General features: G+C 71.4%; 15 protein-coding genes. 9 read left to right on the top strand and 6 right to left on the bottom strand.

The features are described from left to right. Window positions 1-18: 18 nt before the first annotated feature. On the bottom strand, window positions 19-1476 hold the full coding sequence (locus ACFVYX_RS18785) for an amino acid permease (RefSeq protein ID WP_389682490.1): 1458 nt from the start codon (window positions 1474-1476) through the stop codon (window positions 19-21). 186 nt (window positions 1477-1662) lie between these two features. Next, window positions 1663-2364: a FadR/GntR family transcriptional regulator gene (locus ACFVYX_RS18780; RefSeq protein WP_389682489.1), complete on the bottom strand. Its 702-nt coding sequence runs from the start codon at window positions 2362-2364 to the stop codon at window positions 1663-1665. Window positions 2365-2510: 146 nt separating this feature from the next. On the opposite strand from ACFVYX_RS18780, the gene ACFVYX_RS18775 reads away from it, so the two are divergent. The 3 genes from ACFVYX_RS18775 to ACFVYX_RS18765 all read left to right on the top strand — a co-directional run bounded on the left by ACFVYX_RS18775 (window position 2511) and on the right by ACFVYX_RS18765 (window position 4941). After that, window positions 2511-3029: a gluconokinase gene (locus tag ACFVYX_RS18775; RefSeq protein WP_389682488.1), complete on the top strand. Its 519-nt coding sequence runs from the start codon at window positions 2511-2513 to the stop codon at window positions 3027-3029. A 17-nt stretch (window positions 3030-3046) separates the two neighbouring features. Further along, window positions 3047-4444, top strand: a complete 1398-nt coding sequence (locus ACFVYX_RS18770; protein WP_389682487.1) for a GntP family permease — start codon at window positions 3047-3049, stop codon at window positions 4442-4444. 65 nt (window positions 4445-4509) lie between these two features. Next, the gene (locus ACFVYX_RS18765; RefSeq protein WP_389682486.1) at window positions 4510-4941 is read left to right on the top strand and encodes an ASCH domain-containing protein; all 432 of its coding nucleotides are present in this window, start codon (window positions 4510-4512) and stop codon (window positions 4939-4941) included. On the opposite strand, the gene ACFVYX_RS18760 is transcribed toward ACFVYX_RS18765, so the two are convergent. The 3 genes from ACFVYX_RS18760 to ACFVYX_RS18750 are packed head-to-tail and all read right to left on the bottom strand — an operon-like array spanning window position 4929 to window position 10429. Further along, complete coding sequence (locus ACFVYX_RS18760) at window positions 4929-8306, bottom strand: HEAT repeat domain-containing protein (RefSeq protein ID WP_389682485.1); 3378 nt, start codon at window positions 8304-8306, stop codon at window positions 4929-4931. The genes ACFVYX_RS18765 and ACFVYX_RS18760 overlap by 13 nt on opposite strands. Beyond that, complete coding sequence (locus ACFVYX_RS18755; RefSeq protein ID WP_389682484.1) at window positions 8303-8719, bottom strand: hypothetical protein; 417 nt, start codon at window positions 8717-8719, stop codon at window positions 8303-8305. The genes ACFVYX_RS18760 and ACFVYX_RS18755 overlap by 4 nt, the downstream gene beginning before the upstream one ends. Before the next feature lie 54 nt (window positions 8720-8773). After that, complete coding sequence (locus ACFVYX_RS18750) at window positions 8774-10429, bottom strand: FAD-binding dehydrogenase (RefSeq protein ID WP_389682483.1); 1656 nt, start codon at window positions 10427-10429, stop codon at window positions 8774-8776. 94 nt (window positions 10430-10523) lie between these two features. Between ACFVYX_RS18750 and ACFVYX_RS18745 the strand changes: the two genes are divergently transcribed. The 6 genes from ACFVYX_RS18745 to ACFVYX_RS18720 all read left to right on the top strand — a co-directional run bounded on the left by ACFVYX_RS18745 (window position 10524) and on the right by ACFVYX_RS18720 (window position 14287). Then, window positions 10524-11174, top strand: coding sequence for a TetR/AcrR family transcriptional regulator (locus tag ACFVYX_RS18745; RefSeq protein WP_389682482.1), 651 nt, complete (start codon window positions 10524-10526; stop codon window positions 11172-11174). Then, window positions 11171-11935, top strand: a complete 765-nt coding sequence (locus ACFVYX_RS18740; protein WP_389682481.1) for a glucose 1-dehydrogenase — start codon at window positions 11171-11173, stop codon at window positions 11933-11935. Before ACFVYX_RS18745 ends, ACFVYX_RS18740 begins: the two co-directional genes overlap by 4 nt. A 46-nt stretch (window positions 11936-11981) precedes the next feature. Then, a complete protein-coding gene (locus ACFVYX_RS18735; protein ID WP_389682480.1) occupies window positions 11982-12518 on the top strand; it encodes an NUDIX hydrolase in 537 nt (178 codons plus the stop codon). Continuing rightward, on the top strand, window positions 12515-12910 hold the full coding sequence (locus ACFVYX_RS18730; RefSeq protein ID WP_389682479.1) for a YidH family protein: 396 nt from the start codon (window positions 12515-12517) through the stop codon (window positions 12908-12910). The genes ACFVYX_RS18735 and ACFVYX_RS18730 overlap by 4 nt, the downstream gene beginning before the upstream one ends. Next, window positions 12907-13227 (top strand): DUF202 domain-containing protein, encoded by a 321-nt coding sequence (locus ACFVYX_RS18725; protein WP_389682478.1) that lies wholly within the window; start codon window positions 12907-12909, stop codon window positions 13225-13227. Before ACFVYX_RS18730 ends, ACFVYX_RS18725 begins: the two co-directional genes overlap by 4 nt. A 145-nt stretch (window positions 13228-13372) precedes the next feature. Further along, window positions 13373-14287 carry an MBL fold metallo-hydrolase gene (locus ACFVYX_RS18720; protein WP_389682477.1) on the top strand — a complete coding sequence of 305 codons (915 nt, stop codon included), beginning with the start codon at window positions 13373-13375 and terminating at the stop codon, window positions 14285-14287. A gap of 97 nt (window positions 14288-14384) precedes the next feature. Here the strand turns inward: ACFVYX_RS18720 and ACFVYX_RS18715 are convergent, their stop codons facing one another. After that, on the bottom strand, window positions 14385-15755 hold the full coding sequence (locus tag ACFVYX_RS18715) for an enolase C-terminal domain-like protein (protein WP_389682476.1): 1371 nt from the start codon (window positions 15753-15755) through the stop codon (window positions 14385-14387). Between the last annotated feature and the right edge of the window lie 40 nt (window positions 15756-15795).

Below are 15795 nucleotides of genomic sequence, written 5' to 3'. Positions count from 1 at the left end.
CGGTCCCGTGGGGGGAGGTCAGTCCTGGTGGGACGCGGCGGTCGTACGGACCCGGCGGCGGACCAGGAACCAGCCGCCGACGAGGGCCGCCGCGATGAGCGGCAGGCAGGCGACGGTGGTGCGGCCGACGCCGCCGTCCATCCACATGAGGACGAGGACGGAGCCGAGGAAGCCCAGGGTGACGATCTGGGTGTACGGAGCCCAGGGCAGGTTGTAGCCGGGGCGGGTGACCCTGCCCTCCTGGGCGCGGCGCCAGAAGAGGAGCGAGCAGACCATGATCATGGCCCAGGTCCCGATGATGCCGATGGAGGCGAAGTTCAGGACCAGCTCGAAGGCGTCGTCGGGCATGACGTAGTTGAGGCCCACGCCGAGGACGCCGAAGCCGGCGGTGAGCATGATGCCGCCGTAGGGCACGCCGCCCTTGTTCATGACGCCGGTGAACTTGGGCGCGGAGCCGGCCAGCGACATGGAACGCAGGATGCGGCCGGTGGAGTACAGGCCCGAGTTGAGGCTGGAGAGGGCCGCGGTGAGGACCACGAGGTTCATCACGCCGGCGGCGCCGGGGATGCCCAGCTTGTCGAAGACGGTGACGAAGGGGCTCTGGTCGCCCGAGTAGGCCGTGTACGGCAGGAGCAGGGCGAGCAGGATCACCGAGCCGACGTAGAAGAGGCCGACGCGCCACATGATCGAGTTGATCGCCTTCGGCATGATCTTCTCGGGGTTCTCGGTCTCACCGGCGGCGACGCCGCAGAGCTCGACGGAGGCGTAGGCGAAGACGACGCCCTGGATGAGCAGCAGCATCGGCATGACGCCGCTGGGGAAGATGCCGCCGTTGTCGGTGATGGTGGCCATGCCCGGGGTGTGACCGCCGATGTCGTGCGAGGTCACGATGAGGAAGATGCCGATGAGCATGAAGGCGACGAGGGCGCCGACCTTGATGATCGCGAACCAGAACTCCATCTCGCCGAAGTACTTCACGGAGATGAGGTTGGCGGCGAGGACGACCGCGAGGGCGATCAGGGCGAGGATCCACTGCGGGACGTCGCTGAACATCGCCCAGAAGTGGGCGTAGGTGGCGGCCGCGGTGATGTCGGCGACGGCGGTGGTCGACCAGTTGAGGAAGTACAGCCAGCCGGCCGTGTAGGCGCCCTTCTCGCCCATGAACTCACGGGCGTAGGAGACGAAGGCACCGGAGGAGGGGCGGTAGAGCACCAGCTCGCCGAGGGCGCGCACCACGAAGAAGGCGAAGACGCCGCAGACGGCGTAGGCGATGAAGAGGGAGGGTCCCGCCTGGGACATCCGGCCGCCGGCGCCCAGGAAGAGGCCGGTGCCGATGGCGCCGCCGATGGCGATCATGTTGATGTGCCGGGACTTGAGGTCCTTGCGGTATCCGGCGTCGCCGGCGTCGACGTGGGGGGCGGCCGGGTTCGCCGGTGCGGCGGACAGCGGGTCGGCCGCGGTGACGCGGTCACTCATGGAGTTGTTCGCCTTCGTGAGGGGGGCAGAGCGGTACCCGGCCGTGCCTCGTGGGGGTCTCCCGGCACGGCCAGCGGACATCCTCACGGCAAGGGGCACCACCTGACTGTGGCGCATGTCACTGAACGCCCATATTTGAGCTAGTTCAGAGCTTTACGGGCCTCTTACGGCGTCGCGACGGGGGTCTTACGGAGCGAGGACGTCCAGTTCCTGGAGGGCGCCGACCGCGATCTGGCGGGTCAGCTCCTCGGCGCGGGCCGCGTCCCGCTCCCGAACGGCCTCGGCGACCTGGACGTGGAGGGTGACAGCGGCCGGGTCGGGGTCCTCGAACATGACGTGGTGATGGGTGCGACCGGTGAGGACCTCGGCGACGACGTCGCCGAGGCGGGCGAACATCTCGTTGCCCGAGGCGTTGAGCACGACCCGGTGGAAGGCGATGTCGTGGACGAGGTACTCCTCCAGGCGCCGGCCGCGCGAGGTGGCGACCATGCCGAGGGCCTGCTCGGTGAGCTGCCGGCACTGCTCGGGGGTGGCGTTCACGGCGGCCAGGCCCGCGGCGACCGGTTCGACGGCCGAGCGGAGCACGGTCAGCGAGCGGAGCTGGCGGGGGCGGTCTGCGCCGGCCAGGCGCCAGCGGATGACCTGGGGGTCGTACACGTTCCAGCTCGCCGTGGGGAGGACGGTCACGCCGACGCGGCGGCGGGACTCGACGAGGTGCATGGACTCGAGGACCCGGACGACCTCGCGGATTACGGTCCGGGAGACGTCGAAGCGCTGGGCCAGCTCGTCTGTGCGCAGCACGGTGCCGGGCGGGTACTCCCCCGCGGTGATCGCGAGGCCCAGGGTGGCGAGGACGTGGGAGTGGAGTCCCTGGGCCGGTGTCGTCATGGTGGCAAGCCTATGCGGGCCCGGCTCGGTGATCACATCGGGAATTAAAAGTACTACTTTTATGTCACAGCCTCTTGAATACGTCGTACCCAATGGGTTTCATGAGCGCGACGGATCGATGTCGAAGAAGACAGCGAGGCACCACCATGAGCACCACCCCCCACCCGCAGGTAGTCGTCGTGATGGGCGTCGCCGGGACCGGCAAGACGACGATCGGCCCGCTGGTCGCCGAAGCGCTGGGCCTCCCCTACGCGGAGGGCGACGACTTCCACCCGGCGGCGAACGTGGCCAAGATGTCCGCCGGCACCCCCCTGGACGACACCGACCGGGAGCCCTGGCTCGACGCCATCGGTGCCTGGGCACACGAGCGGGCCGGGCGCGGCGGCGTGGTGAGCAGCTCGGCGCTGAAGCGGAGCTACCGGGACCGGTTGCGCGCCGCGGCCCCCGGCGTGGTCTTCCTCCATCTGACGGGCGACCGGGAGCTCATCGAGCGGCGCATGGGCTCCCGCACGGGCCACTTCATGCCCACGGCGCTTCTCGACTCCCAGTTCGCCACCCTGCAGCCGCTGCAGGACGACGAGGCCGGCGTCGCCGTCGACGTCTCCGGCACGCCGGAAGAAATCACCGCCAGGGCCGTCGCCGCGCTGCGCCGGCTCACCCACTGACCGCAGAGGAACCCACCGTGACCAGTCTCAGCGTCGAGATCCTGGCAGCGGACGCCGCCGAGCCGATCACCTCGGCAGGCAACGCCCAGCTCGGGATCGCCGTGCTCGCCGGCATCGCCGTCATCGTCCTGCTCATCACCAAGTTCAAGCTGCACGCGTTCCTGGCGCTGACCATCGGGTCGCTCGCCCTCGGCGCGTTCGCCGGGGCACCGCTCGCGGACGCCATCAAGTCCTTCACCACCGGCCTCGGCAGCACCGTCGCCGGCGTGGGCGTCCTGATCGCGCTCGGCGCCATCCTCGGCAAGCTGCTCGCCGACTCGGGCGGCGCCGACCAGATCGTCGACACGATCCTGGCCAGGGCCAGCGGCAAGGCCATGCCCTGGGCGATGGTCCTCATCGCCTCCGTGATCGGCCTGCCGCTCTTCTTCGAGGTCGGCATCGTGCTGCTGATCCCGGTGGTCCTCATGGTCGCCAAGCGCGGCAACTACTCCCTGATGCGGATCGGCATCCCGGCCCTGGCCGGCCTGTCGGTGATGCACGGGCTCATCCCGCCGCACCCCGGCCCGCTCGTCGCGATCGACGCCGTCGGCGCCAACCTGGGCGTCACCCTCGCCCTCGGCCTGGTCGTCGCGATCCCGACCGTGATCATCGCCGGCCCGGTCTTCTCCCGGTACGCCGCCCGCTGGGTGGACATCCCGGCCCCCGAGCACATGATCCCGGCCCGTCCCTCCGAGGACCTGGAGAAGCGCCCCGGCTTCGGCGTCACCGTCGTGACCGTGCTGCTGCCCGTCGTCCTGATGCTGGTCAAGGCGCTCGTCGACATCGTCGTCGACGACCCCGAGAACGGCGTGCAGAAGGTCACCGACGTCATCGGCTCGCCGCTGATCGCGCTGCTCGCCGCCGTCATAGTGGCCCTCTTCACCCTGGGCCGGGCGGCCGGCTTCACCAAGGAGCGGCTGTCCTCGACCGTCGAGAAGTCCCTCGCCCCGATCGCGGGCGTCCTGCTGATCGTCGGCGCGGGCGGCGGCTTCAAGCAGACCCTGATCGACATCGGCGTCGGCCAGATGATCCTGGACTTCTCCAAGAACTGGTCCATCCCGGCGCTGCTGCTCGCCTGGCTGATCGCGGTCGCGATCCGGCTCGCGACGGGCTCCGCGACGGTGGCGACCATCTCGGCCGCCGGCCTTGTCGCTCCGCTGGCCGCGGGCATGTCGACGAGCGAGACGGCACTGCTGGTACTCGCCATCGGTGCGGGTTCGCTCTTCTTCAGCCATGTCAACGACGCGGGGTTCTGGCTGGTGAAGGAGTACTTCGGGATGAACGTCGGCCAGACGATCAAGACCTGGTCGGTGATGGAGACGATCATCTCGGTCGTGGGCATCGTGTTCGTGCTGCTGCTGTCGCTGGTGCTGTAGCCCCTTCCCCGAGGGCTGGGCGAAACCGGGCGTGAGGGCCGGTCGTGGCTGACAGACTGTCGGCCATGACCGGCCCTCACGCGCTCAAGCCGTTCCTCCTCGCCTTTCCCGGCCCGCTCCGCGACCGGCTCGTCGCCGCCGTCCTCTCCGGCGAGAAGACCGCCACGACCGGGCTCCTCGTGGAGTACGAGATCGAGAACGAGGAACTGCCGGAGGCGGGCGAGCGCTCGGCGCTCATCGACTCGGACGGACGTGAGGTCGCGGTCGTGGAGGTCACGGAGGTCCGCGTGCTGCCCCTGGGCGAGGCGGACCTCCGGCTCGCGCGCGACGAGGGCGAGGGCTTCCTGTCGGTCGCACAGTGGCGGGAGGCCCACGAGCGCTTCTGGCACGGTGCGGAGATGCGGGAGGCGCTCGGGGACCCGGGGTTCGTGGTGGACGACGCGACGATGGTGGTGGTGGAGCGGTTCCGGGTGGTGGAGACGCTTCAGGAGGGCTGAGGGTCGAGGACGGCGAGGAGTCGCTCGGCGAACACGCGGACATCGGCCGTCGCCGTCCCGGCCTCGCGCCTGAGCAGGGCGAGGAACTCCGGGTCGTCGCGTCGGACGTCGGCGAGGATACGCAGGGCGTCGCGTCTGACATCCGGATCCGGGTCGTGTGCCAGGCGGTCCCGGGCGAGGTCCAGCACCTCGGTCCTGTCGCCGCGCCGCCTGCCGAGTTCGCGCAGGGCGCCCGCCCGCACCGTCACGTAGTCGTCCTCGGCGGCCCTTGCGAGAACCTGCCGGACGGCTACCGGATCGTCGCCGTATCCGGCCAGCAGCAGGTGGCACGCCGTCCATCTGACGAGGTCGTCGGCGTCGTGTTCGGCCCGGTGCCGAAGAGCGTCGCATGCCTCGCCGTCCGCGATCTCGGAAAGGTACCGGAGGGCGCGGAGCTGGACATCGCCGCTCGGGTCGCGTCCGGCACGCTCAAGCAGCAGGTCGCGCAGGGCCGGCTCACCGAACCTCAGCCGCCGCCCCAGGGCCCCCACGGCAGCGGCTCGGACGCCCTCGACCTCGTCGTTCCGCATCCGCTCGACGATGAGGTCGAACGACTCCCCGCCCGTGTCCCCACGGTCCGCGAGACATCCCATCGCAGCCGTACGCACCTCGGACTCCTTGTGTCCGCAAAGCTCGTGGAGCAGCGTGCGCACGGTCGGATCGTCCGCCCTGACGTGTCGCAGGGCCCTGACACCGGCCGCCGTCACGTGAGGGATCTCCTCGTTCCACACACTGTCGAAGAGCAGGCCGCGCACGCCGGGATCGCGCCCCCCGACCTCGTCCACGGCGTCCAGTGCCGCTGCCCGGGTTCCGGGATCCGCGTCCGCCAGAGCCGTCCGCAGGGCCGCCGCGGCTTCGGCCGGGTCCTCCTTGTTCCCTACGAGCCAGTGGACCGCCCGGTACCGGACACCTGGGTCCGGGTCCCGCAGGGCGGAGTCGAGCCCGGCCCTGACGTCGTGGACGTCCAGGCGCTGGTGGGGAAGCGAGTCGACGGCGGCGCAGCGGACGTCCGCGCTGTCGTCATGGGCGAGTCGGTCCAGGGCGAGGAAGGTCCTCGTCTCGGCGTCGCCGTGGCGGACGTTCCTCATGTGCTCCAGGATCTCCACCCGCACGGTGTGGTTCTCCTCCTCCCGCAGGCGCCGCCGCACGCAGTCCCACACGGCGGGGTCGTCGCCGAGACGGCTCAGGAGATGGCGTACGGCGGCGATCCTCACCACCGGGCTCGCACTCCTGGTCGCGAGGGACACGAGCTCTTCGGTTCGGGACGTCTCCTCGCCGCCGCGCAGGAACAGCGTGATGTCCACCATGAGGTGTTCCGCGCTGTTGGCCGGCAGATACCGGAGACGCCGGGTCCCCGCACTGTCGTGCCGTGCCGCCTGCCACGAGAGGTACACGTCCCGGCCCTCCCAGTGCGGCCCCAGGGCGGCGAAGGACGGCCCCAGAGAAGCGACGTTCTGCCAGGGGTTGAACGAGCTCACTCCCAGCGCGTCGGAGAGGGTGAGCAGCCGGATCACCTCCCGCACCATCGCCACGCTCTGCGGGGCGAGCGCACCGAGCCGGCGGACCTCGGCCAGGGAGCGGGCCACGAACGCGACCTCGGTGAATGCCTTGTCGCCTCGTTGCTGGAGCGGCACACGGACGTCGCGCGGTGCCAGGAGCCGGTCGATCACACCCGCCACGAAGCGCTCGTGCAACAGGCCCACGAGCAGGAGCAGGACCTCGTGCCAGGCAGGGTCGTGGACCTTCGTCGCGAAGAGGTCCTGGAGGTCCGCCTCCGAGATCTCGCGCCGGTAGTTGAAGCGGTGGGCCAGGTCCGTCGCCGTGAGGTACTCCAGGAACGTGCGGTGGACGAAGCCGTAGATCTCGCCGCCGAAGCGGCTGAGGATGAAGTTGCGGTGGCGGAACTGGTCCAGCATCACCCGGGCCGCGGTGGCCGCACGGTCCGGAGGCAGCGCGTAGCGGTCCTTCAGGTACTCCTCGAAGCTCTTCAGGAGATCGGGGCCCGCGATGTGGTTGCCGGAGATGCCTCCGTGGCCCTCCTGCATCTGGCGGGCGATGAGCCTCAGGAGTTCACGTTTGTCCTCGGCGGCCAGGTAGGGGAGGTGTTCCTCGACCTGACGGTCCTTGAGGTACTTGCTCGGGTCCCAGTGCTCGACGAGGACGTCGACGGCGTGTTCGTACACCGTGCGCCGGTCGCGCGGGAGTTCGCGGCGCCGGCCGATGATGGCGAGGATCGTGAGGATGAGCGGGTTGCCCGCGAGCTCCCGGACGGAGGACGAGCTGTCCACGGCCGATGTCACTCGTTCGATCAGCCTCGGCACACCGGGGCCGTCATGGCACGCGACGGCGAACCACCGCTCCACGAAGGCACCGATCTGTTCCCGGTCGAGGTCCTGGAGCATGAAGTTGGTGAATCCCGCGCCGTCGAGGACCGTGCGCTGGTAGCCGTACCCGCGTGAGGTGACGACGATCCGGGCCTGCGGGTGGCGGGCGGCGAAGCCGGCTATGCGGCGGGCGACCGCGTCCCTGACGTCCCTCTCGAAGAGCTCGTCGAGGCCGTCGAAGATCACGAGAGCGCTGTACGGGCCCCTGCCGTCGAGGAAGGCCGTCAGCATGTCGGGCGGGAGGCCCAGACCCTCCGTAGCGTACTGGTGGGCGAGGAAGTCCTCGAAGCCGCGCTCCCGCCAGGCGGCCTGCGCGTAGCTGCGGAGTTCGACGATCAGCGGAAGCCTGCCGTGCAGTGCCTCGAGTCCCGGTCGCGGTTCCGGGGCCGTGAGGGCCAGCGTCAGGTAGCGGGCCAGGGTGGACTTGCCCGACCCGGGGTGGCCGAGGATGACGACGCGGTCGTGCTCGGGCGCGGCCAGGACGTCGAGAACGTCCTGGGGCGGACGCTCCTGGTAGGCGCGGCGGACGCGTTCGACCGTCTTCCGGTCGATGCCGGGCGGCAGGTCCAGGAGCTCCGCCTCGGCCGGCTCCATCAGGCGGCGCAGGAGTTCCTGGGGCAGTTCGACGGGCGGCGGGTCGGCACGTACGGACTGGGGGACGAAGACGTCGCCGAGGTGGACGACCGGGTCCTCGCCCTGTTCCCGGAGAGGGGTGAGGACTTCGAGGTCCAGGCGGCCGTAGCGCTGGCGCAGCCGGATGGCGTACCGCGCGCGGGCCGTCTCGATCTCGGGTGCTCCCGCCGGAGTCGGCTGGGGCGCGGCGACGACCGTGACGTCTCCCCGGACGCCCTGGATGAGGGTGATCGGGCCCTGGGTCGTGGCTCCCGCTGCCGACTGGGTCGTCGACGGGGATCTCTTCCAGCGGCTGAGGAAACGCCTCACGGCGTGGGCCTCGGCGGCTCGATGCGTACCGAACCGTCCACCCCGTCGATCTGGTGCACGTCCCCCGCCGTACGGACCCCGTGGGCCGACTGCGTTCCGCCGCCCGGGCCCTCCGCCGGCGGGGCGGTGGAAGGTGTGCCGCCCGTGCCGCCCGCGCCGGCGATGACCACGTCACCCGTGACGTTGCGGATCTGATGCAGGGAGCCGCCTGTCACGGCGTGGTCCGCCGACTGGGTGGAGCCCCGCGTGACGAAGCCCGCGAGAGCGAGGGCGAAGCCCGCCACCGTGAAGAAGAGGCTGAGGACGCTGCTCCACTTGTCGGCCTCGTCCAGGCCTTGGAGGACGAGGAAGCCGGCCAGGCCGCCCAGGGACAGAACCACACCGATGACGGTGAGCAGTAAGCGTTTTGTCACCCCGTCATCTTGCCCCTGTCGCGGGCTCGCCGTCTCCCCGTCGTCGCCTCCGCGTCAGCCGACCTGCTTCGCCGCGGCCCGGCCCGCCGCGCGGCCCGAGAAGATGCAGCCGCCGAGGAAGGTGCCTTCGAGGGAGCGGTAGCCGTGGACGCCGCCGCCGCCGAAGCCGGCCGCCTCGCCGGCCGCGTAGACGCCCTCCAGGGGCTCGCCGCCCTCGGTCAGGACGCGGGAGTCGAGGTCGGTCTCCAGGCCGCCGAGGGACTTGCGGGTGAGGATGTTGAGGCGTACGGCGATCAGCGGGCCCGCCTCGGGGTCGAGGATGCGGTGGGGGCTCGCCGTGCGGATGAGCTTGTCGCCCAGGTATCTGCGGGCGCCTCGGATCGCCGTGACCTGAAGGTCCTTGGTGAAGGGGTTGGCGATCTCGCGGTCGCGGGCGGTGATCTCGCGGCGCAGGGCGGCCTCGTCGATCAGCGGCTCGTCGGTGAGTGCGTTCATGCCGCGGACGAGGGCGGAGAGGTCGTTCTCGACGACGAAGTCGACGCCCTTGTCCATGAACGCCTGGACCGGGCCCGGCACGTCGGCGCGGGCGCGGCCGAGGACGTCGCGGACGGACTTGCCGGTGAGGTCGGGGTTCTGTTCGGAGCCGGAGAGGGCGAACTCCTTGCCGATGATCCGCTTGTCGAGGACGAACCAGGTGTGGTCGTGGCCGGTCCGCATGATGTGTTCGAGGGTGCCCAGGGTGTCGAAGCCGGGGAAGAGGGGGACGGGCAGCCGCTTGCCGGTCGCGTCCAGCCAGAGGCTGGACGGGCCGGGCAGGATGCGGATGCCGTGCCGGGCCCAGATGGGGTTCCAGTTCTCGATGCCTTCGGTGTAGTGCCACATCCGGTCGCGGTTGATGTGGCGGGCGCCGGCCTTCTCGGCGACGCCGAGCATCAGTCCGTCGACGTGCGCGGGCACTCCGGAGAGCATCCTCGCGGGCGGGGTGCCGAGGCGCTCGGGCCACTGCGCGCGGACCAGGTCGTGGTTGCCGCCGATGCCGCCGGAGGTGACGATCACGGCCTGGGCGCGCAGCGCGAAGGCGCCCGTGGGTGTGCGGGTACTGGCGGTGCCGCGGGCGGCGGGTGAGGGTTCCAGGATCTCGCCGGTGACGGTGTCGACGGCTCCCGCGGTGCGGCCGAGGGCGGTGACCCGATGGCGGAAGCGGAGCTGGACGAGGCCGCGGGCGACGCCCTCGCGGACCTTGCGTTCGAAGGGGGCGACGAGGCCGGGGCCCGTACCCCAGGTGATGTGGAAGCGGGGGACGGAGTTGCCGTGTCCGTTGGCGTCGTAGCCGCCGCGCTCGGCCCAGCCGACGACGGGGAAGAAGCGCACCCCGCGCGCGTGGAGCCAGGAGCGCTTCTCGCCGGCGGCGAAGTCGACGTACGCCTCGGCCCACTTCCTGGGCCAGTGGTCCTCGGTCCGGTCGAAGCCGGCGGTGCCGTACCAGTCCTGGAGGGCGAGGGCGTGGCTGTCCTTGACGCGCATCCTGCGCTGTTCGGGCGAGTCGACGAGGAACAGGCCGCCGAAGGACCAGTGGGCCTGGCCGCCGAGGGACTGCTCGGGTTCCTGGTCGAGGAGGATCACGGTGCGGCCGGCGTCGACCAGCTCGGCGGTGGCGACGAGGCCGGCGAGGCCGGCCCCGATCACGATCACATCAGCGTCGTAGGACATGGACCGCATCTTGGATACACGGATGTATCCAGTCAACCGTTTCTCCGGTCTCCCGCCCCTCCCGTCTTCTAATGTCGAGCATTAATATGGGCGCATGGCGAGAACATCGGGTCCTGAGACCCGGGAGAAACTGATCCGCTCGGCGGAGGAGCTCTTCGCCGCCCACGGCGTCCACGGCGCCCAGCTGCGGGACGTCGTGGCCCGTGCCGGCCAGGCCAATCCCTCCGCCGTGCAGTACCACTTCGGTTCGCGCGACGGACTGCTCGACGCGGTGATGGCCGGCCGCCAGGCGAGGACCGAGAGAGCGCTCGCCCCGCTGCTCGCGGCCGCCCCCGACGAGCTGCGCGCCCTGGTCGCGGCCCTCGTCACGGCCGAGGCGAGCGAGCTGCGCACCGACCGGGGCCGTCGCTGCCTGCGGATCTCCGCGCAGCTCAGCCACGAGAGCGGCGTACGCACCCGGACCCCGCATCCCGCGCTCGCCGGCACCGGCTACTGGCGGCTGATCGAGCGGATCGCGGACCGCCTGGCCGCCGGCGGACTGCCCGAGCCCCTGCTCCTGGAACGCCTCGACCTGGCACTCACCCTGGTCGGCGCGGCGATGGCGGACCGGGCCCGGCAGTACCTCGACGGCACCGAACCGCTCACCGGAGAGGCGCTCTTCCTCGCCGATCTCGTCGAGACCACCACCGCCCTGCTGCGCGCCGCGCAGCCGGAGCAGGCGCACCAGCGAAGGGACCCTTCATGAACGACCTCACCGGCAGGACCGTCCTCATCACCGGCGGCGCCCGTGGCCTGGGCGCCGAAGCCGCCCGGCAGGCGGTGGCCGCCGGCGCGAACGTCGTCCTCACCGACGTCCTCGACGAGGACGGCAGGGCGACCGCCGACGCGCTCGGCGAGCGGGCCCGCTTCCTCCACCACGACGTGACCTCCGAGGAAGAGTGGGCGGCGGCCGTCGCGTACGCGGTGGCGGAGTTCGGCGGGCTGCAGGGTCTGGTCAACAACGCGGGCATCTCCACCGGCGCCTTCCTGGAGGCCGAGTCCGTCGAGCACTTCCGCAAGGTCCTCGACATCAATCTGACCGGTGTCTTCATCGGCATGAAGGCCGCGATCCCGGCGATGAAGGAGGCCGGCGGCGGCTCGATCGTCAACATCTCCTCGGCCGCGGGCCTGATGGGCCTCGCCCTGACCGCCGGATACGGCGCCTCCAAGTGGGGTGTGCGCGGTCTCACGAAGATCGGTGCGGTCGAGCTCGGCACGGCGGGGATCCGCGTCAACTCCGTCCACCCGGGCATGACGTACACCCCGATGACGGCGTCCGTCGGCATCGAGCGCGGCGAGGGGAAGTACCCGAACACGCCGATGGGCCGCGTCGGCGAGGCCGACGAGATCGCCGGCGCCGTCGTCTTCCTGCTGTCGGACGCCGCCTCGTACGTGACCGGCGCGGAGCTCGCGGTCGACGGCGGCTGGACCACCGGCCCGACGGTCAAGTACGTCATGGGGCAGTGAGCCCGCGGGTGCGTCCGGTCGCCGGGCCGTTTGGTTGGATGACGGCATGAGCGCCGAAGAGATCCTTGACGTCGTCGACGAGCACGACCGGGTGATCGGACAGGCCCCGCGCGGCGAGGTGTACGCGCGGGGTCTGATCCATCGCTGCGTCTTCATCCGCGTCCGGGACGCCGAGGGCCGGGTCTTCGTCCACCGCAGGACGCCGACGAAGCTGGTCTTCCCCTCGATGTACGACATGTTCGTCGGCGGCGTAGTCGGCGCGGGCGAGTCCTACGAGGAGGCGGCTCTGCGCGAGGCCGAGGAGGAGCTGGGCGTCTCCGGGCTCCCCCGCCCCGAACCGGTGCTGCGTTTCCTGTACGACTCCGGGGGCGTGGCGGGGAAGTGGTGGTCGGCGGTGTACGAGGTGCGGTGCGAGCTGCCCGTGGCCCCGCAGGCCGAGGAGGTCGCCTGGCACGCCTTCCTCACGGAGGAGGAGCTCGCCGGTCGACTGCTCACCTGGGAGTGGGTGCCGGACGGCCTTGCCGCGTACGAGCTGCTGAAGGCCCGCGAGACGGGCGGCCCTGCCCCTAGGGTGCAGGGGTGAGCAACTTCGTACAGAGCCTGCGGCTGTGGTTCGCACCGCAGCGGATCCGGGACGAGGGAGAGACCCCCGACTACCGTTTCTCCCTCGCCAACGAGCGGACCTTCCTCGCCTGGATCCGGACCGCGCTGGCGCTGGTCGGCGGCGGGTTCGCCGTGGACCAGTTCCTGCCGGACCTGCGCTGGGGCGTCCGGGTCGGGCTCGCGCTCGCCCTCCTCGCGGCCGGGGTGCTGTGCGCCCTGCGCGCGGTGAACCACTGGGTGCGCTGCGAGCGGGCGATGCGGCGCGGCGAGGACCTGCCCGGGTCCCGGTTCCCTGCGGTCCTGAGCCTCGCCGTGGCGGTGGTGGCGCTGACGATGGTGGTCGTCGTGCTCTTCGGCTGGGCGGAGCGGTGACGACGCCGGTGGTCGAGGCTCGCGATCCCGGGCTCCAGCCGGAGCGGACGCGGCTCGCCTGGCGGCGTACGACCCTGTCGTGCACGGTGGTCGCGGTGCTCGCCGTCAAGGTGGCCCTCCACGACGACATCACGGCGGTGGGACTCACCGGGCTCGCGCTGTCCGCCCTGGTGTGGATCGGGTTCCTGGCCGTCGCCCACCGCCGGATCCGGACCCTGAGCGCGGTCAGACCAGCTCCCCTCTCCCACCGGGGCGCGCTGCTCGCGGCGGTGTGCACCCTCGCGCTCGCCGTGTTCGGGGCGGCGATGATCTGGTGACGGTGGACGTGACCGGCGGGACGGTGCTGGGGCGGTGCGGTGTGTGGCCGGTCGTGGCACGCGGGCGCGGGCGTGGCTTTCCCGTGGGCTCGGCCGACTGGCACTCTTCCCCTGTCCGGTCAGACTCTCCACCGGGGGAATCCCTTTGTCCGCCACCACCGATCCCTATGTGGTCACGCTCGCTCCGCATGTCCACGCCTTCGTCCAGCCCGACGGCGGCTGGTGTCTGAACAACGCCGGCTTCCTCGGCGACGCGCGTGAGTCACTGCTCGTCGACACCGCCGCCACCGAGCGCCGGGCGCGGCTGCTGCGCCGGGCGGTGCTCGCCGAGGGGCTTCCGCTGCCGGGGACCGTCGTCTCCACCCACCACCACGGCGACCACACCTACGGCAACGGGGTGTTCCTGCCGGAGGCGCGGATCGTGGGGCACGAGAACTGCCGGAGCGAGCAGCTCGCGGCCGGCCACCAGCTCCATCTCCTGTGGCCCGGAACCGACTTCGGGAAGGTCGACATCCTGCCTCCGTCGGTCACCTACCGGGACCGGTTGACCCTGTACGTGGGGGACATCGAGGTACGGGTGATCCACCCGGGTCCGGCGCACACCACAGGGGACTCGATCGTCCACCTCCCCGAGCAGGGCGTGGTCTTCACGGGCGACCTGGTCTTCCACGGCGGGACGCCCTTCCTGCCGATGGGTTCGCTCGCCGGGTCGCTCCGGGCGCTCGCCCTGCTGCGCTCGCTGGACGCGCCGACGGTGGTGCCGGGGCACGGGCGGGTGACCGGCCCCTCGGCGTACGACGCCACGGAGCGGTATCTGACGTGGGTACGGGAGCTGGCCGCAGAGGGCTGCGCGCGGGGAGCGACGCCGCTGGAGACGGCGCGGCGGGCGGAGCTCGGGGAGTTCGCGGGGTGGCGCGAGAGCGAGCGGCTCGTGGCCAACCTCCACCGGGCGTACGCGGAGCTGGAGGGTCTTCCGGAGGGGGCTCCGCTCGACCCCGTGGCGGTCTTCGGGGACATGGCGGCGATGAACGGCGGGGAGCCGGTGGCCTGCCACGCCTAGGGGGTGTCTTGTCGATCAGGCCGGGCTCGCGGCGTCCGGCACCGCACCTCGCCGCGTTGCCCGGCAGGCGGCGGGGGCCTGCCCGCTCCGCCGTGGGCTACCACCTGCCCGGGGTCCAGTCCGGGGCCGCGGCGCGCATCGCCGCCGCGTCGTCGCGGTCCCGCAGGGTGCCGTCGTCGTCGAGCCAGCGGCGGTGCAGGGCGGCGAGGGCGGGCCGGTCGAGGTCGACACCGAGGCCGGGAGCGTCGGAGACGGCGAGCCGCCCGTCCCGGAAGACGGGGCGGGTGGTGACGACGTCCTCGGTCTGCCACGGGTAGTGGGTGTCGCAGGCGTGGTGGAGCTCGGGGAGGGTGGCGGCGACCTGGGTCATGGCGGCGAGGCTGATGCCCAGATGGGTGTTGGAGTGCATGGAGAGCCCGATGCCGTACGTGCGGCAGAGCGCGGCCAGTTCGCGGGTGCGGTGCAGTCCGCCCCAGTAGTGGTGGTCGCAGAGGACGATCCGTACCGCTCCTTTCGCGAAGGCCTCCGGGACCTCCTCGAAGGTGGTCACGCACATGTTGGTGGCGAGCGGCACGTCGGTGCGGGCGGCGATCTCGGCCATGGCGCCGGTGCCGCTCGCGGGATCCTCCAGGTACTCCAGTACGTCCTTGAGTTCGCGGGCCACGGCGAGCGAGGTCTCCACGGACCAGGCGCCGTTGGGGTCGAGGCGGAGCGGTCGGCCGGGGAACGCCTCGGCGAGCGCGCGGATGGCGGCGACCTCCCGCTCGGGTTCGAACACGCCGCCCTTCAGCTTGAAGGACCGGAAGCCGTGGGCGCGGTCGAAGCGCTGGGCCTGGGCGACGATGCCGGCCGGGTCGAGGGCCGGGCCCCAGTCGTCCGCCGGGGTGCCCGCGCCCGGGTGGGCGGCCCACCGGTAGAAGAGGTAGGCGCTGTACTCGACGGTGTCGCGGACCTTGCCGCCGAGGAGGGCGTGGACGGGCAGGCCGAGGGTCTTGCCGAGCGCGTCGAGACAGGCGGTCTCGAATGCGGAGACGACGGAGAGGCGGAGCTTGTCGGCGGTGCGGACTCCGCGCAGTCCGCCGGCGTTCACTCCCGCGTCGGGCTCGTCGACGGCCCCGGCCGGGTGAGCCGCCGCCGGATCGACGGCTGCCGGGTCGGCTGCCGGTCCCTTGGCAGGAACGGCCGCCGACCGGCGGACCGCCGGATCGACCGCTGCGGCCAGGGCGAAGAGCGCGTTCACGTCCGTGACCGAGTGGCCCGGCAGAGCGTCGGCCAGCGGGCGGGCCAGGTCCAGGTAGACGGTGTCGCCGTACGTCTCGCCGAGACCGCTCACCCCTCCCCTGGTGATCACTTCGACCACGAGCCGGGGCGTATAGGGCTGATGGACCCCCTGGACGTTGAGCAGGGGCGGGTCGGAGATGAGGATCGGGGTCAGGCGGACTTCCTCGACGATCAGCTTCGCATCCATATGTGAACCCTATTCAGGGACACGACCGGAGACCAGAGTG

This window comes from Streptomyces sp. NPDC058326 (assembly GCF_042879855.1).
GTDB lineage: Bacteria > Actinomycetota > Actinomycetes > Streptomycetales > Streptomycetaceae > Streptomyces.
Note: the sequence above shows the minus strand (reverse complement) of the source record. Positions and strands in the feature narration are given on the sequence as shown.

What these genes read in the sequence shown, in the direction of transcription:
- ACFVYX_RS18785 (WP_389682490.1), bottom strand. Translation starts at nt 1,476, where the DNA reads ATGAGTGACCGCGTCACCGCGGCCGACCCGCTGTCCGCCGCACCGGCG.
- ACFVYX_RS18780 (WP_389682489.1), bottom strand. Translation starts at nt 2,364, where the DNA reads ATGACGACACCGGCCCAGGGACTCCACTCCCACGTCCTCGCCACCCTG.
- ACFVYX_RS18775 (WP_389682488.1), top strand. Translation starts at nt 2,511, where the DNA reads ATGAGCACCACCCCCCACCCGCAGGTAGTCGTCGTGATGGGCGTCGCC.
- ACFVYX_RS18765 (WP_389682486.1), top strand. Translation starts at nt 4,510, where the DNA reads ATGACCGGCCCTCACGCGCTCAAGCCGTTCCTCCTCGCCTTTCCCGGC.
- ACFVYX_RS18750 (WP_389682483.1), bottom strand. Translation starts at nt 10,429, where the DNA reads ATGTCCTACGACGCTGATGTGATCGTGATCGGGGCCGGCCTCGCCGGC.
- ACFVYX_RS18745 (WP_389682482.1), top strand. Translation starts at nt 10,524, where the DNA reads ATGGCGAGAACATCGGGTCCTGAGACCCGGGAGAAACTGATCCGCTCG.
- ACFVYX_RS18740 (WP_389682481.1), top strand. Translation starts at nt 11,171, where the DNA reads ATGAACGACCTCACCGGCAGGACCGTCCTCATCACCGGCGGCGCCCGT.
- ACFVYX_RS18735 (WP_389682480.1), top strand. Translation starts at nt 11,982, where the DNA reads ATGAGCGCCGAAGAGATCCTTGACGTCGTCGACGAGCACGACCGGGTG.
- ACFVYX_RS18715 (WP_389682476.1), bottom strand. Translation starts at nt 15,755, where the DNA reads ATGGATGCGAAGCTGATCGTCGAGGAAGTCCGCCTGACCCCGATCCTC.